At 66.0% G+C, this 15,765-nt stretch carries 15 protein-coding genes and 1 pseudogene; 10 read left to right on the top strand and 6 right to left on the bottom strand.

The window, feature by feature from the left end; all coding sequences use genetic code 11:
- Positions 1-1,059 carry a cupin domain-containing protein gene (locus AC4ELS_RS13375; RefSeq protein ID WP_499047697.1) on the top strand — a complete coding sequence of 353 codons (1,059 nt, stop codon included), beginning with the start codon at positions 1-3 and terminating at the stop codon, positions 1,057-1,059.
- A gap of 70 nt (positions 1,060-1,129) precedes the next feature.
- On the opposite strand, the gene AC4ELS_RS13370 is transcribed toward AC4ELS_RS13375, so the two are convergent.
- A complete protein-coding gene (locus tag AC4ELS_RS13370) occupies positions 1,130-2,722 on the bottom strand; it encodes a sensor histidine kinase (protein WP_499047695.1) in 1,593 nt (530 codons plus the stop codon).
- An 87-nt stretch (positions 2,723-2,809) separates the two neighbouring features.
- On the opposite strand from AC4ELS_RS13370, the gene AC4ELS_RS13365 reads away from it, so the two are divergent.
- On the top strand, positions 2,810-3,175 hold the full coding sequence (locus tag AC4ELS_RS13365) for an ANTAR domain-containing response regulator (RefSeq protein WP_499047693.1): 366 nt from the start codon (positions 2,810-2,812) through the stop codon (positions 3,173-3,175).
- Here AC4ELS_RS13365 and AC4ELS_RS13360 read toward each other — a convergent pair.
- Together AC4ELS_RS13360 and AC4ELS_RS13355 are read right to left on the bottom strand one after the other, a co-directional pair.
- Positions 3,153-3,806: a response regulator gene (locus AC4ELS_RS13360; protein ID WP_064880682.1), complete on the bottom strand. Its 654-nt coding sequence runs from the start codon at positions 3,804-3,806 to the stop codon at positions 3,153-3,155. The genes AC4ELS_RS13365 and AC4ELS_RS13360 overlap by 23 nt on opposite strands.
- A 97-nt stretch (positions 3,807-3,903) precedes the next feature.
- Entirely contained in the window at positions 3,904-4,284 is a 381-nt protein-coding gene (locus AC4ELS_RS13355; RefSeq protein WP_064880683.1) for a hypothetical protein, read from the bottom strand.
- 324 nt (positions 4,285-4,608) lie between these two features.
- Here AC4ELS_RS13355 and AC4ELS_RS13350 point away from each other — a divergent pair.
- Positions 4,609-4,782, top strand: a pseudogene (locus AC4ELS_RS13350) (ABC transporter substrate-binding protein); the annotation flags it as partial.
- A gap of 23 nt (positions 4,783-4,805) precedes the next feature.
- Complete coding sequence (locus tag AC4ELS_RS13345; RefSeq protein WP_499047690.1) at positions 4,806-6,206, top strand: bifunctional adenosylcobinamide kinase/adenosylcobinamide-phosphate guanylyltransferase; 1,401 nt, start codon at positions 4,806-4,808, stop codon at positions 6,204-6,206.
- On the opposite strand, the gene AC4ELS_RS13340 is transcribed toward AC4ELS_RS13345, so the two are convergent.
- Complete coding sequence (locus AC4ELS_RS13340; RefSeq protein ID WP_499047689.1) at positions 6,178-7,899, bottom strand: N-acyl-D-amino-acid deacylase family protein; 1,722 nt, start codon at positions 7,897-7,899, stop codon at positions 6,178-6,180. The genes AC4ELS_RS13345 and AC4ELS_RS13340 overlap by 29 nt on opposite strands.
- 74 nt (positions 7,900-7,973) lie before the next feature.
- Between AC4ELS_RS13340 and AC4ELS_RS13335 the strand changes: the two genes are divergently transcribed.
- A complete protein-coding gene (locus AC4ELS_RS13335; RefSeq protein WP_064880691.1) occupies positions 7,974-8,360 on the top strand; it encodes a VOC family protein in 387 nt (128 codons plus the stop codon).
- Between the two features lie 3 nt (positions 8,361-8,363).
- Here the strand turns inward: AC4ELS_RS13335 and AC4ELS_RS13330 are convergent, their stop codons facing one another.
- Together AC4ELS_RS13330 and AC4ELS_RS13325 are read right to left on the bottom strand one after the other, a co-directional pair.
- The gene (locus AC4ELS_RS13330) at positions 8,364-8,852 is read right to left on the bottom strand and encodes a hypothetical protein (protein ID WP_498885939.1); all 489 of its coding nucleotides are present in this window, start codon (positions 8,850-8,852) and stop codon (positions 8,364-8,366) included.
- Positions 8,852-10,393: a serine/threonine-protein kinase gene (locus tag AC4ELS_RS13325; protein WP_498885937.1), complete on the bottom strand. Its 1,542-nt coding sequence runs from the start codon at positions 10,391-10,393 to the stop codon at positions 8,852-8,854. Before AC4ELS_RS13325 ends, AC4ELS_RS13330 begins: the two co-directional genes overlap by 1 nt.
- 54 nt (positions 10,394-10,447) lie before the next feature.
- On the opposite strand from AC4ELS_RS13325, the gene AC4ELS_RS13320 reads away from it, so the two are divergent.
- The 5 genes from AC4ELS_RS13320 to ppk2 all read left to right on the top strand — a co-directional run bounded on the left by AC4ELS_RS13320 (position 10,448) and on the right by ppk2 (position 15,744).
- Positions 10,448-10,978 (top strand): mycothiol transferase, encoded by a 531-nt coding sequence (locus tag AC4ELS_RS13320; protein WP_064880718.1) that lies wholly within the window; start codon positions 10,448-10,450, stop codon positions 10,976-10,978.
- On the top strand, positions 10,975-11,547 hold the full coding sequence (locus AC4ELS_RS13315; RefSeq protein WP_498885935.1) for a phosphatase PAP2 family protein: 573 nt from the start codon (positions 10,975-10,977) through the stop codon (positions 11,545-11,547). Before AC4ELS_RS13320 ends, AC4ELS_RS13315 begins: the two co-directional genes overlap by 4 nt.
- 406 nt (positions 11,548-11,953) lie before the next feature.
- Entirely contained in the window at positions 11,954-13,096 is a 1,143-nt protein-coding gene (locus tag AC4ELS_RS13310) for a hypothetical protein (RefSeq protein ID WP_498885933.1), read from the top strand.
- A 197-nt stretch (positions 13,097-13,293) separates the two neighbouring features.
- The gene (locus AC4ELS_RS13305) at positions 13,294-14,823 is read left to right on the top strand and encodes an aldehyde dehydrogenase family protein (RefSeq protein ID WP_064882204.1); all 1,530 of its coding nucleotides are present in this window, start codon (positions 13,294-13,296) and stop codon (positions 14,821-14,823) included.
- 63 nt (positions 14,824-14,886) lie between these two features.
- Positions 14,887-15,744, top strand: coding sequence for a polyphosphate kinase 2 (gene ppk2 / locus AC4ELS_RS13300; RefSeq protein ID WP_055110501.1), 858 nt, complete (start codon positions 14,887-14,889; stop codon positions 15,742-15,744).
- The last annotated feature ends 21 nt before the right edge of the window (positions 15,745-15,765 follow it).

The raw sequence follows: 15,765 nt of genomic DNA, 5'->3' as shown, positions 1-15,765 counted from the left end.
ATGACCACATTTTCGGAGCGGATCAGCCATGCCGGCTCCCTGCTCGCCGGTGAGATCGTCGAGGAGAACGAGTTCGGATCGATGCGGCGGGTGACGGCCGACAATCTGTCCATCCTGAAGAACCTGTCGATCAAGCGGGTGCTGCTGAACCCGGGTGCCATGCGTACCCCGCACTGGCACGCCAATGCCAACGAGCTCACCTATTGTGTCTCCGGCACCGCGTTGGTGTCGGTGCTCGACAATCACAGCCGCTTCGCGAGCTTCATCGTGACCGCCGGGCAGATGTTCCACATCGATTCCGGTGCCCTACACCACATCGAGAACATCGGCACCGACGTCGCGGAGTTCATCATCGCGTTCCGCAACGAACGTCCCGAGGACTTCGGGCTCGGTGCGACGTTCGGTGCGTTCACCGATTCCGTGCTGGGTAACACCTACGACCTGCCGTCGGCCGATATGGCCAAGATCCGCCGTACCACCACCGACCACAAGCTGGCGGCCCGCGTCGGCGCCCCGGATATCCCCGCGGCGGCGTACTTCGACGACCCGCACAAGTTCGACATCGAGGCCCAGGCGCCGGGCCTCAATTACGCCAGCGGCAACGCACGCTTTGCCCGCGATCAGTTCTGGCCGGCGCTCAAAGACATCTCGATGTACTCGCTGCGTGTCGCCGAAGACGGTATGCGCGAACCTCATTGGCATCCGGTCACTTGCGAGATGGGCTATGTCCACCGCGGTGATGCCCGGATGACGGTGATGAATCCCGATGGCACCCTTGATACTTGGACGTTGACCACCGGTGACATGTACTTCATCCCGGCCGCCTATCCCCATCACATCGAGAACATCGGTGCCGAGGACTGGCACTTCCTGATCTTCTTCGACCAGCCCTTCCCTGCGGACATCGGTTACAAGGCTTCGGCCAGCGCGTACTCGCGAGAGGTTCTGGCCGCTGCGTTCAACACGCACATCGACGATCTGCCCGTGTTTCCCTTCACGCCCGTCGACCCGCTCGTGGTCAATCGCATCAACCCCGTCGACCCGCCCGCCACGGTCTGACCGGACCCCGCCCCGTCACGCAGCCAAGGAAACCGACATGCGCATATCAGCGACGATCTGCTGGAACTCCTCAGCGCCTGAGTTGGTGTTCGTTGGCAGGCAATGGGATATGAGCGCTGACGGTGGTTCCGGCGCCGGCTTGGCTGGTCACCTCGAAGCGTCCCGACAGCGCTTCCACACGGTCCTTCAAACCGATCAGTCCAGAACCCGCAGCCGGGTTCGCTCCGCCGACGCCGTCGTCGGCGACCTCGATGTGCAGGGCGGTCTCGTCGGCCGTCACCCGAACGATCACCTCGTGTGCCTTGGCGTATTTGGCGGCATTAGTCAGGGATTCGGCAACCAGGTAGTAGCCGGCCACTTCGATCGATTCCGCCATCCGGCCAGTCAGCTCGGCAGTGAGGTCGACCGGCACCGGTGATCGGCGGGCAAGGGTCTTCAGGGCGGGCCCGAGGCCGCCCCGGGACAGTACCGCCGGATGCAGGCCGCGAGACAGTTCTTGCAGGTCGGTGTGCAAGTTGGAAAGGGAGTCGACGAGGGCGCCCATCCGGGGTCGAAGCACGGTGTCGTCGTCCGGCAGCGTGGCTTCGATGGCCCTGACTTCGAGTCCCATCGACACGATGCGCTGCTGTGCTCCGTCGTGGAGATCCCGCTCGAAACCACGCCTGGCCTGGTCGGCGGCGGCAACGATACGGGCGCGCGACGCAGTCAGCTCTGCGCGGGTCTCGGCGTTGTAGATCGCAGTGGCAACCAGGTCGGCGAAGTCGGTGACCCGTACTTCGATGTCCTCGGGCAACGGTTCAGAGCTGACACTGCTCGCGATGAGTGCACCCCAGATACGGTCGCCGACCAGGATCGGTGCCCCGGCCCCCGAGCGCATGCCGAGGTCGTCCAGCCGCGCGGCGGCCGCACTGCCGCGGTGCCGGTATGTCGTCACCCGGGCCGGCGCCCCGGATCGGGCGATGAGGCCGACAACGGTGTCAGAATCGAGCCCGAAGCGTTCTCCGCTGGGCAGGCGGCGGTCGTGGGAATCTTGAGATCGAGACGCCAGAACTACTGCGTGAGAATCAGATTCATACCGGAGTAAGGTGGCGTGCTCGATGTCGAGGCCGCGTCCGAGCTCGTCGACGACCACCTGATAGAGGTCGGCAGGTTCGACACGGCGGGCAACCAAAGTGGCGACCCGGCGCAAGGCCGCCGCCCCTCGCAGCATCGTGCGCGCCAGCTCTGCGGCAACATCGGCTTCCCGCCGCCGTTGTTCGGACTCTACCGCGCGCAAACGCGCCTGCCCGACAAGGAGATTCGTCAAAAACGCCAAGGTGAGGAAAACGACGATGGCGGGTGCCAGGCTGCCCTGCCACTCACTGACGTGAAAGTAGACGTAGGCCAACGTGCTGGCGATCGACATCGTGATGGCAAGGCGAAAACCCCACCCCGCCGAGACCACCAACACTCCGAACAGGAACACCGCACCGAACGCGTTGTCCGGCGCAATCCGCTTCAGCTGTTCGACGATGACGAATTCCAGTCCGATGAGGACAACGGCCGTGACGATTCCCCACCGCACCGGTGGGGTGGTGGGGCGGAGCAGAACGGCCAACAGCCGTTCGCGTCTGGTGCGGCCGCGCGGAGGAGTATCCGTCGTGGCCGACGGGGTGGTGGTCACGACCGCGAATTTCTTCCGGGTAGCCGCAATGCCGGTTGGTTGCTGGATCTGTCACTCTCGAACAATGCGGAGCGTAATGGAGACACCATGCGCTGTCTGATCGTCGACGACAGCTCAGCGTTCGGCGATGCCGCACGCCGCATCCTGGCGGGCTCTGGGGTCGATGTCGTGGCGGCGGCGGCGACCGGCGCCGAGGCGCTCCGGTACACCCGCACCTTGCGACCCGACATCGTGCTCGTCGACGTGGATCTCGGGGATGAGAACGGTTTCGACGTCGCCGAGGACATCCATCGCCAGATATCACCGTGCCCGGCGGTCATCATGATCTCCACGCACGACCAAGAGGATTTCGCCGATCTGACCGCTGCCAGCCCGGCGCTGGGGTTTCTGCCGAAGATGAGCTTGTCTGCCACCGCCATCCGCAGGTTCATCACCGAGCTTCCAGGTACATGATGACGGCACGGACCCGCCGGTGGTCGTCGCCGGTCTCCGGCAGGCTCAGCTTCGTCAAGATGCTGCGGACATGCTTTTCCACGGTGCCCTCGGTGACCCACAACCGCCGTCCGATACCGGCGTTGGACAGTCCTTCGGCCATCAGCGCCAACACCTCGTGCTCGCGCGCGCTGAGCGCGGCCAGCGGATCGTCGCGGCGTTGCGCCGAGATGAGTTCTTGGACCAGCGCCGGGTCGACGACTGACGCGCCATTGGCTATCCGCTTGACCGTGTCGATGAAGTCATCGACATCGGTGACGCGACTTTTCAGCAGATAGCCCACGCTGTGGCCGCCGGCCAGCAGCTCCACCGCGTGCTCGACGTCGACGTGTGCCGACAGCACCAAGATGGCGGTCTCGGGGTACTTCTGGCGAATCAATTTCGCCGCATCGAGTCCTTCGCTGGTATGGGTGGGCGGCATCCTGATATCGACGATCGCCAGTTGAGGTTTCAGGTCGTGAACCAGATTGACGAGGTGCTCGGCGTTCCCGGCTTGCCCGTCGACCTGCAAGCCGCCACGCTCGAGGAGGCTGGCAAGGCCCTCCCTGAGCAACACGTCGTCATCGGCAACGACCACTCGCGTTTCGTGCACGGGGTCATTCTCGCATCGCAGGGAGCGCGATGTGAGGCGTGGATTCTCGCTGTTCAGTGGGCAGTTCTCGCGTGGTCGGCGGGCCTGGCGCGTTGGGTCAGTTCTCCGACAAGACGATGCAATCGCTGTCGCACTGGCCCGGCGGGCCGGGCGCGGCCGCTTTGCGATGCAGTACCGCGCGACTGGGCACGATCTGATGCGCCTCGTCCTCGGTCGCACCGGCTCGGCCCCGCCCGTCGACGATCAGCGAATACCCACCGGACTGCCGCGGCGGACAGACCAGCGTCGCGTGCTCGTGGGACGCGAGGTTTCTGCGGGTGTGACCGCCGACCGGGCCGACGTGGATGACGCCGTTGACCAGGTGTGGCTCCACCGCGACAGTGTGCGCGTGGTAGTTGTCGTCGACCGTGACGAGATAGGCGAACGTGTAGTCCGCCAGCTTGTCGGCCAGCTGGTTGAGGTCCACTTTCACGCTCATGACGTGAGAATAGGCCGGTTGACGGCCCGGGGTGCCCGACCTGTCAGACCGGTGAAGATTGGCGTCCGCGCACGAGCCGGGGGGTGCTTCGGGCGGGCTCGGCTAGGCTCACCGATACCCCGGCAACGCCGGGGCCGTGGTGTCCAGTGAAGTCGAGTGCCCAGGTGATTCTGGAATGTCCGCGCTGTCCCGCAACTGTGAAGCCGCGCCACCCGGTGCGGATAAGCCAGGTCAGCTGAGCCACGGACGACAACCTCCTCGGATGAAGGACTGGTTCTAGTGAGACGCGTGGGCTGCCGGTTGGCGGCAGTGTCGGCAAAGCTCATCCTCGCCGCCAGCGCACCCGCCCCGGATCCCGGCGGGAGCGGCGGCCAGTCCCCACCTCAGCGCATCGTCTCACTGAGCCCCTCGGCGACAGAGACACTCTGGGCGCTCGGTGCCGGTAATCAGGTGGTGGCCGTCGACGGCCAGTCGAACTATCCGAGCGAAGTGCCGATGCCCGTTCGGGACGAGGTGCGTCCATGGACGTGATGTTGTTGGGCACCGGCAGTGCCGACGGCTGGCCCAGCCCGTTCTGCGCGTGCCGGTCATGTCGGTGGGCGCTGGTAGCCGGCGAGATTCGCGGGCAGACGGCAGCGCTCATCGACGACACTCTGTTGATCGATTGTGGTCCTGAGGCGCCGCGCGCTGCGCTGCGCGGAGGACGGACTCTGGCCGCGGTTCGCCACATCCTGTTGACCCACGGGCATTTCGATCACGTCGGACCCGCAGCTCTGGTCATGCGGCACTGGGTGGGCCGGACGGAGCCCCTCGACGTGGTGGGGCCGCCCGGTGCGCTGGATCAGTGTCGCGACTGGGTGGGGCCCGATGACCCGATCCGATTCCGCGCGGTACACCCGGGCGACGAGTTGATCCTGCCGGCGCCCGGAGGCGACTTTACCGTTCGCGTGGTGGCTGCCGAGCACTCCGATGGAATCGTGGACGACGCCGTCCTCTATGACGTAACCCGCTCGGGGACAAGGTTCCTATGGGCTACTGACACGGGCCCGCTGCCGGAGGAGACGCACGCGGCGGTGGCAGGCGCCGGGTTCGACGCCGTCTTTCTCGAGGAGACCTTCGGTACCCGTACCGAGCACCGCGCTGACCACCATGACCTTCGGTCATTCGCGCGCACGCTGGCCCAGTTGCGGGAATCGGGTGCGGTGCAAGCACATACCGATGTCATCGCTGTTCATCTGAGCCATTTCAACCCACCGGGGCCCGAACTGGCCCGGGTGCTGCGCCGATACGGTGCGCGTGCCGGCCGGGACGGAGAGGTGGTGTCGTTGGGGGAGTCAACGGCGTCGGTGGCGGTCCCGCCCTCGCGCACATTGGTTCTCGGTGGCGTGAGGTCAGGCAAATCGGTACAGGCCGAAACGATGCTGGCCGGCCAATCGCAGGTGGTGTACGTGGCGGCCGGCGGCCCTCGGCGAGGTGACTCGGACTGGGCACAACGTGTTCAGCGCCACCGGGACCGTCGACCCATGGAATGGCAAACCGCCGAAACCTCCGACATCGCAGCAATATTGCGTGCCACCGAGGTGCCGGTCCTGGTGGAGTGCCTGGGTACCTGGCTGGCGGCGCGGATGGATCGGCACGGTTGCTGGGACGGTGCGCCGCTGGCGTCGGTCGAGCGCGATGTCGATGAACTGGTGGCGGCCTGGCGGCACTGCGATGTCACGGCAGTGGCGGTGAGCAACGAGGTCGGCAGCGGCGTAGTGCCGGATACCGTCTCAGGGCGCCTCTTTCGTGATCTCCTCGGAATCGTGAACACGCGGATCGCCGCGGAATGCGACGAGGTAGTGCTCATGGTGGCAGGTACCGCGGTCCCGCTGCCGGGGCCCGGCGCCGGGCTCAGGCGGGAGCGCCCTGCCGCCCCCTGACCAGCCGGCCGGGTCGCGCGTCGGTCGGTACACCATTCTCGGCGATGACCTCACCGGAGACGACGGTCGCGACGTAGCCGTCGGCGGTCTGGTCGAGGCGACGTCCACCGCCGGGGAGGTCGTAGGCGACGACGGGACGGTGCAGCCGCAGTGCCGCGTGGTCGATGACGTTCAGATCGGCCTTGTAGCCCAATGCAATTCGACCGCGATCTGCCAGCCCGGCGACCCTGGCCGGCACCGAGGTCAGTTCCCGGACGGCGTCGGCGATGCTCAGCGTGCCCGTGCTGCGGTCGCGGACCCAGTGGGTCAGCAGGTAGGTGGGGAAGCTGGCGTCGCAGATCATCCCGTAGTGCGCCCCGCCGTCACCGAGCCCCAGCACCACGTCGTCACGGCGGAGCAGCTCGGCCACGATGTCGAGTGAGTTGTCACGGAAATTGGCCAGCGTGACCAGCAGCATGGCGTGCCCGTCGTCGTCGAGCAGGCGGTCATAAGCCTCCTCGAGCGGGTCGACGCCGCGGGACCGGGCCCGCGCACCGATGGAGTTCGACGGGTCGGGCTCGTAGTCGGGCTGTTCACCCAGCGGGTACATGTAGTCCCAGGCCTGCACCGCGAACATCAGCGGATGCCCGTCACTGGCCGAGGTGTCGTTCAGAATGCGTTGACGCACTTCGGGTTTGCGCATCTCCGCGACCCGCTCGGCCAGCGGTAGGTGGGCGATCTCGCGGTAGCTCGGGTAGAGGACGAACGGGTTGCCGGACAACTCCAGGCCGAGCACGAGTCCGATCGGCCGCGGGAAGATCTGGGCGGTGATCTCGCCGCCGTTGGAGTTGGCCTTCTCCACCATGCGCAGCGCGTCCTCGAAGAACGCCGGGCCGGCGTTGCCGATCGCCAGCGTGAACGTGACCGGCAACCCGACGTCTGCGGCCACGTCGAACACCGTCTGCAGCGCCGGCTCGTAATCACCCGCGACCAGGTCCGGCACGAACTGGATCAGGCCGCCGCCTGCGTCGTCGACCCCTCGGGCGATCGCCTCGATCTCGGCGTAGCCGGCGTCGTAACTGGGAATCGGCCGGCCGCTCTCGGTCTTGTGGATGGTCAGCCGCGACGAGGCGAACCCCAGCGCGCCGCAGTTGACCGCCTCGGCGGCGAGCTTGCGCATCAGCGCCAGATCTTCGGTGTTCGCGGGCTCGCGGTCGATGCCGCGTTGGCCCATGACGTACACCCGCAGGGGAGAGTGCGGCAGGAACGCCGCCACATCAATATCGAGCTGTCTGGCCCCTAGTGCGTCGAGGAATTCGGGGAACGTCTCCCATGTCCACGGCAGTCCGTCGACCATGACCACCCCGGGGATGTCCTCGACGCCGGCCATCACGTCGACGAGCACGTCGTGGTCGTCGGCGCGGCATGGTGCGAACCCGACACCGCAGTTACCCATGACGGCCGTGGTGACCCCGTGCGCCGAGGACGGGTTGAGCCGTTCCGACCAGATGGCCTGCCCGTCGTAGTGCGTGTGCAGGTCGACGAAACCGGGCGTGACCAACAGTCCGGTGGCATCGATCTCGCGCGTGGCGGTCCCGGTCACGGAACCGATCTGGGCGATGACGCCGTCGCGTACGGCGATGTCTCCCACGTACGGTTCGCCGCCCAGGCCGTCGACGATGGTTCCGCCACGGATGCACAAGTCGTAGGTCACCTAACTAACGTACGACGCCACGGCCGATCACGGAACAGGCGCGACGTGTCGGTGCCGGATGCAAGGATCGACCGGTGATCGATCACTTTGGAATCAATTGCACCGACTGGGCCAAATCAAAGGAGTTCTACGACTCTGTGCTGGGCGTACTCGGGTACAGCCGACAGCTGGACTACCAGGTGGCGATCGGCTACGGCAGTGAAGGTAAGCCCGACTTCTGGATCGCCGATGCCAGTGCCGGCGATGCCGGTGGGCCCAACCGGGAAATCCACGTGGCGTTTCACGCGGCCGACGCCGATGCCGTGCAGGCGTTCTACGACGCGGCCCTGGGTCTGGGTGCCGAGTCGCTACATGCGCCACGCCTGTGGCCCGAATACCACCCGGGCTACTTCGGTGCATTCGTCCGCGATCCCGACGGAAACAACGTCGAGGCGGTGTTCCACGGGGCTGCCCCGCAGTAGCCCTTAGAGCTGTTCCAGTTCCGAGATCCGCCAGTCGCCGTCGATGCGGGTCAGGCTGACCCGGTAGGCCACCGCGTCCTTGGTCGACGGACCGCCGGCGGTCTCGGAACTCTGGTCGACGAACGCCACCACCTTGGCCTCGTCGGCGGTCAGCGATTCCACTCCGGTGTTGCGGACAATCGCCGACTGGGTGACGTTGTCCGACTTCGCGCGGATCGTTTTCCGGTATTCGTCGACGGCGGTGCCGGTCAGGATTTCGGTGACCGCGTCGATCTCGGCCCGGCTGGTGGTCGGGGTGAAGCTCAGCGCCTTGACCACATTGGTCTTCACGAAATCGGTGACCTGCTCGCGCGCCTGGTCGTCGTCGGCGATCGGGGCGGGCGCCGGAGTGCTCTTGACCGACAATTGCCAGAAGCCAAGGCCGCCCGCGACGACGATCCCCACGATCAGCGCGATGACCGACAGCGTCCAGCCACGTGTGCGTGTGCCCATCAGTTCACGAACTCCAGCTTCGAGGCCTTGTAGCTGCCGTCGACGTGCTCAACGGTGACCCTGACCCGTTGCAGTGAAACCACACCGACCCGATTGACTGTGACGGTCACCTTGGTGTCGACGGTGACGAGCACGACCGCCTCGTTGGAGAACAACGATTCGACGCCGGCCCCGGTGACCGTTCCGTCGGTCTTGACGCCCAGATCCGTGGCCTTCTTTTTGATCTGCGGTGCTTGGTTCTGCAGGTCGGCGCGGAACTCGTCGGTGGCGCCGTCCATGATCGTCGCGAGATCGGTGTCGACCGTGTCTGCGCTCACGGTGACGGTGTGCAACGCGAAAGTCTGGGCGGCGTCCACGTATGGCTGCCACGACGGCGTCGTTCGCGCCACCGGGGCATCGCGGACGAACTGGCTGATCGCGAAGCCGATGGCGCACACCAACAGCACTGCGAGCACGGTAGGCACCACAACCCTTGCCGCGCTGCTCTTCTCGGGGCGGCGCGGCTGCGGGATCGGGCTGGGCCCCGACCAGTGGGGGGAGGAGTGCGATGGGCCGGCCACCGGGTGGGTGGATGCCGTGAAGCTCGGGGCCGTGATGACCCGCGGGGGCTCGGGAGAGAACTGTTGCGGCCGTGGCGATACCGACACCGGCGGCTGAGGCTGCGGTTGCGGCGTGGGGGGCCGCTGCGTGAGGGGAGCGGCCGTCGGCCGGGCGTCGGCGAGCGCCTTGGCGAAATCGCTGCACCGCGGGTAGCGGCCGGCCCGGTCCTTGGCCATCCCCTTGAGCATGACCTCGTCCAGGTAGGCCAGTTCGGGACGTTCGGTCCCCAGGCTCGGTGGGGGCTCGTTGAGTTGCTTGCTGATCACCACCGCCGGGTTGGAGTGGTGGAACGGCGAGTGCCCGGCCAGGAGCTGAAATGCACTGGCTGCCAGCGCGTACTGATCGGCCCGCCCATCCATCGACTGCCCGAGGAGCTGCTCGGGAGCCGAGTAGGCCATGGAACCGACGGCCATGTTGGTGGCGGTGATCCCGCTGATGTCATCGATCCGACGGGCAACGCCGAAGTCGGCCAACAGGATTCGACGACGAGCCGCTTCGGGTCCGGTCAGCAGGATATTGGCAGGCTTCACGTCGCGGTGCAGCAGGTTGCGCTCGTGGGCGTAGTCGAGCGCCTCGGCGATGGCGGTGACGATCTCGACCGCTTCACGTAGGGGGACGCCGCCGGGGTGCCGCTCACGCACGTGCCGCGCGGCGTCGGTGCCGTCGACGTAGTCCATCGCGATCCACAGCTGGCCCTCGTACTCGCCGCGATCGTGCAAGCCGACGATGTGGGGATGCCAGAGCGAGGCGGCGATGTCGGCCTCGCGGTTGAACCGTTCGCGGTACTGGGCGTCACTGGTCAGCGAGGCCGGCATGATCTTCAACGCATCCTGGCGGGGGAGCCGCGGATGTTGGGCCAGATATACCTCGCCCATGCCGCCTGAGCCGAGTAGACGTTGAATCGTGTACCCGGCGAACACGTCACCGGTATTCAACGGCATGCAGTGATGGTAGTCGGACCGGCCATCGGCCGTTTCGCGAGTAGCGTCGATGCCATGGCTGCCGCTGACTCCAACGCCGGTTCCGATGCCGTCCGCGAATTGCTGCGCGACGCGTTCACCCGGCTCATCGAGCATGTCGACGATCTCACCGACGGGCTGACCGAAGAGGTGTCGAGTTACCGGCCCACACCGCAGGCCAACAGCATCGCCTGGTTGATCTGGCACAGTGCTCGCTGCCAGGACCTGCAGTTGTGCGACATCGCCGGGATCGAGCAGGTGTGGACCCGCGACGGCTGGAAGGATCGGTTCGGGCTCGATCTACCGGGCAACGACATCGGCTACGGCCACAGCCCCGAGGACGTTGCGAAGGTGCACGCCTCAGCCGAACTGCTGGCGGGCTACTACCTGGCAGTGCACAAGGTGACGCTGGCCTACATCGCCGGGGTGACCGCCTCCGACCTCGGCCGCATCGTCGACAGCCGGTGGGATCCGCCGGTGACGGCAAGTGCCCGGCTGGTCAGCATCATCGATGATTGCGCCCAGCACCTGGGCCAGGCCGCGTATCTGCGCGGCATCATCCCTTGATCGCCCGGTGGTGGCCCGTCGTCGGCCTCACCGTCATGGTCCTGCTCGGCTGGGCCGTCCGTACGGGACCGGTGCCGATCGACAACTGGTTCCAGCAGATCGGCGTCGAATTCGGTTCGTATCGGGACGTCTTCCTGGTGCTCAGCCAGCCGCTGCTGGTGGCGGCCGCGTTGCTGGTCGGCATCGTCGTGGCGCTGCGCCAACACCGGAAACGGTTGGCGCTCGCCATGGTGGTGAGCCCGCTGGTGGCGATCACCGTCGTTCGCGTCATCAAGCCGATCTTCGGTAGGGAGAAAGGTGGTGCGCTGGCCTATCCCAGCGGTCACACCACGTTTCTCGTGGCAGTGACGAGCTTGCTCGTGTTGGTGGCAGGCATGAGGCTGTGGGTGCTGGTGGTGGCGGTCTGCGTTGTCCTGCTCGCCATGTTCGGCCTGTCGATGACCTTTCACTACTTCACGGACACGATCGGCGGGGTGCTGCTGGGCACCTCGGTGGTGTGCGTCGCCGCGACGCTCGCCCGAGATGGGCAATATGGCCAGGTGGATGACGCCTCGCCTGATCTTCGCTGAGCGATCATTTGTCCGGTGCGGACTTTTCGCCCGATGGCTACCCGCGATGCGGAGCCCTCAGGTGCGAGATGGCGCGCGATGTCCACGGGGTACTTTCAAGATCGGCCAACCATCAAGGACCAGTTGACGGTTCAGGAATGTTGGTCGTCGCCCGGTGTTGCATTCCGCAATGCTTTTAGATCTGGCGTAGCCCCACAGCAAACTCTTCGTGCGGGTGCGAGCTGCGCAGATGGTTACTTTCTGATTTTTGCGGCAACCGTGCCGGGAGCGAAGGTAGTTGCGCATGCAACAACCGCAAAATTTCCACCTGAGAAAAACCTGAGATCTTGATTAGTGCCAGGTAAATTCCGGCGCGTACCGAGTCGTCGGTCAGCCCAAATAGCAAGTCATCGAGGGGATTTCATCAATGAACAGTCGTGTCAACAGTCGTGTCTCGAGCGGTCTGGCCGCATGCGTCGCCGTCGCCACCGCCGGTGTCGTCGCGATCACTCCGGTCGCGGTGTCGACACCCACGCCGCCGCGTGTTCTCGACGCGTCGACGGCCTTGATGGCCAGCTTCGAGGGCATGAATCAAGCGGGGCTGGTGTTCATGGCCGGTCAGCGGCTCGCGGACCAGTTCGTCCAGGCGCCGCTCACGCCCTTTGTCCTCGCGGCTCAGCTCGTGGCCGGCGACAACGAGCGGTTGTTCTCCCAGATTCGGCAGATCGTCGATTCACCGGTCTATGTCGCCGATCCACTCATCGAGGCGATTGCCATCACGCTGCCCGAGGAGTTCGGTGGCGGCTCGGACCACGTAACCAACACCTCGGCCGGTGACGGCGCCTTCATGCAGTTCCGCAACAACGAACTCCTGGGCCTCCGGGATGACATCAACGCGCAGTTCGCGCAGGTGCTCGACGTCGACACCCCGTGGCCCAACGACAACTACACCGCGGCGCTCGCTCGGGGGCTGCAGGAATCGGCCGTGCGCAGCGTCAACGGCGCCGTGCTCGGGGCGGTCGGCCTGGTGTCCGTCGCGCAGGCGGTGGCATCCGGCGACGAGCTCGCGGTCTACAGGGCGGTGAAGGAATACATCGATGCGCCGATGTGGGTCGCGGACCCGGCGATCGAGGGTCTTGCCGAAGCGCTCCCGGCCGGGCTCGGTGGCGGCACCAATCACGACCCGACCGACCCGACCGGTGACGGCGCCCTCATGCAGTTCCGTAACAACCAACTGATCGGTGCGCGCGATTCCGTGCGGATCGCAGCCGCCAACGTGCTCGGTGTGCGCGACAAGGTGGACAGCACCGGCAACGTGCTCGCCAACAACAGTCTCAATCGGAGCCGGCTGCTGTCGGCCGCCGACGACAAGTCCGACCAGAAGCCGAAGGTGAACAACCTCAAGCCCCACGTCACCAACCTCAACGCCGCGCTCGACGGCGCCAAGGACAAGGCCGAGAAGCGGCGGGAAAAGGCCAAGGCGAACGTCGACAAGGTCGTCAAGAAGGTGCGCGAAGCGGCCGACAAGACGGCCAAGAAGCTCGGCCCGAAGAAGGGTTCTGAGGACTGAGGTGATGCCGGCGTAGAGCGCGGTGATGAGGGGTCGCCACGCTCTCGGTAAGTTCCCCTCGAATTCGACGAGATGGCCGCTCACGCACTCCGCGGGGCGGCCATTTCGTCGATCTGGACACCCCGGCGCGGCCACCAACTTGACAGGTGTCAACCCCGGTGCGACGTGCGTCACAAACGCCGATTAACATAGGCCGCATGACAGCGACGCCAGATGTAGCTCTGACCGGAGAGTTCACGGGCTCCGGCACCATTTACAACCCCGCGACCGGCGCCGTCGCCGGCCAAGTGACCTGGACCGACGCGGCCGACGTGCCGCGTATCGCGGCGGGTCTGCGGGAAGCGCAGAAGGAGTGGGAGGCCCGAGGCGCCAAAGGCCGCGCCAAGGTCCTTTCCCGCTACGCGGTATGGCTGGGGGACCACCGCGACGAGATCGAGAAACTCCTGATCGCCGAGACCGGCAAGTCGGCCATGGACGCCGCACAAGAGGTCCCGCTGCTGATCATGATCCTCTCGTACTACATCAAGGTCGTCGAGGAGGCGATGGCCCCGGACACCCGGCCGGCCGCGCTGCCCATCATGTCGATCAAGAAGATCGCCGTGCATTACCGGCCGCGCGCAGTCGTCGGGATCATCGCGCCGTGGAACTACCCCGTGGCCAACGCCATGATGGACGCCATCGGCGCCCTGGCTGCCGGGTGCGCGGTGCTGCTCAAGCCGTCTGAGCGCACCCCGTTGACTGCCGAGGTGCTGCTGCGCGGCTGGCTGGATTCCGGTGCCCCCGAGGTGTTCGCCCTGGCGCAGGGTGCGCGTGCGGTGTCGGAGGCGGTCATCGACAATTCCGACTACGTCCAGTTCACCGGTTCCTGCGCGACGGGAGCCAAGGTGATGGAGCGTGCAGCCCGCCGTCTGACCCCGGTGAGCCTGGAGCTCGGCGGCAAGGACCCGATGATCGTGCTCGAGGATGCCGACGTCGAGCTGGCCGCCAACGCCGCGGTGTGGGGCGGGATGTTCAACGCCGGCCAGACCTGCGTGTCCGTCGAGCGGGTCTATGTGCTCGATCCGGTCTACGACCAGTTCGTCGCCGCCACCGTGAAAGCCGTCGAGAACCTCAAGATGGGGACCGGGGAGGGCTACCACTTCGGCTCCCAGATCGACGACAGTCAGGTGGCGATCACCGAACGCCACGTCAACGAGGCCGTCGCCGCCGGCGCCAAGGCGCTGACCGGAGGCAAGCGCCCCGAGGGCGGTGGCAGCTTCTTCGAGCCGACCGTGCTGGTCGACGTCGACCACTCGATGGCCTGCATGACCGAGGAGACCTTCGGTCCGACCCTGCCGATCATGAAGGTGTCCTCGGTCGAGGAAGCCGTTCGGCTGGCCAACGACAGCCCCTACGGGCTGAGCGCCTCGGTGTTCTCCAAGGATGTCGACCGGGCCAAGGCCATTGCGCTGCAGCTTGATTGCGGTGCGGTCAACGTCAACGACGTCATCTCCAACCTGATGTGCACCACCGCGCCGATGGGCGGCTGGAAGACCTCCGGTATCGGTGCCCGCTTCGGCGGCGTCGACGGGGTGCGCAAGTTCTGCAAGCAGGAGACCGTGGTGGTGCCGCGCACCAGTGTGGGCGCCGGCGGCAGCTACTACAACAACTCCGAGAAGGCGATCGTTCGGATGAACAAGCTGCTGACCAAGCTGGCGCTGGCGCGTCCGCGCCGCAGGGCCAAGTAGGGCACTACCAGCCGTTCACCCCGGCGACACCTTCGTGTTCGCCGGGGTGGATACCGTCGGCCGGTGACTCTCGACATCACCGGGTACACGGTCCGCGACGACGACGATGACGACCCCGAACTGCTGCTGCAACCCAGCGGCGAGGTCGTCGACACCTGGCGGGAGAACTACCCGTACGACGACCGCATGTCGCGTCAGGAGTACGAGGAACAGAAGCGCCTGCTGCAGATCGAACTGCTGAAGCTGCAGAAGTGGAGCCAGGGCAATGGACTCCGGCACGTCATCGTGTTCGAGGGGCGTGACGCCGCAGGCAAAGGTGGCACCATCAAGCGGTTCATGGAACACCTGAACCCCCGCGGAGCCCGCGTGGTCGCGCTGGAGAAGCCGACCGAAAAAGAACGCACCCAGTGGTACTTCCAGCGCTACGTGCAGCACCTGCCCGCCGCCGGCGAGATCGTGCTGTTCGACCGCTCCTGGTACAACCGCGCCGGGGTGGAACGCGTGATGGGCTACTGCTCGCCCAAGCAGCACGCCGAATTCATCCGGCAGGCCCCGCTGTTCGAGCAGATGCTGGTCAACGACGGCATCAGTCTGACCAAGCTGTGGTTCTCCGTCACGCAATCCGAGCAGCGCACCCGGTTCACCATCCGTCAGGTCGACCCGGTGCGGCAGTGGAAACTCTCACCCACCGACCTCGCGTCGCTGGACAAGTGGGACGACTACACCGCCGCCAAGGAAGACATGTTCGCCTGGACGGACACCGAAATGGCGCCTTGGACCGTGGTCAAGAGCAACGACAAGAAACGTGCCCGCATCAACGCCATGCGCCACGTGCTCGGTAAGTTCGATTACGACAACAAGGATTTTGAGGTGGTCGGCCACGCCGATCCGCTGATCGTGGGGCGAGCCCTGTCGGACTGAGCAGTCTGGCCGCTGCCCGGG

This window comes from Mycobacterium shunyiense, assembly GCF_058270035.1.
This window is presented reverse-complemented; position numbering and strand designations above follow the sequence as displayed.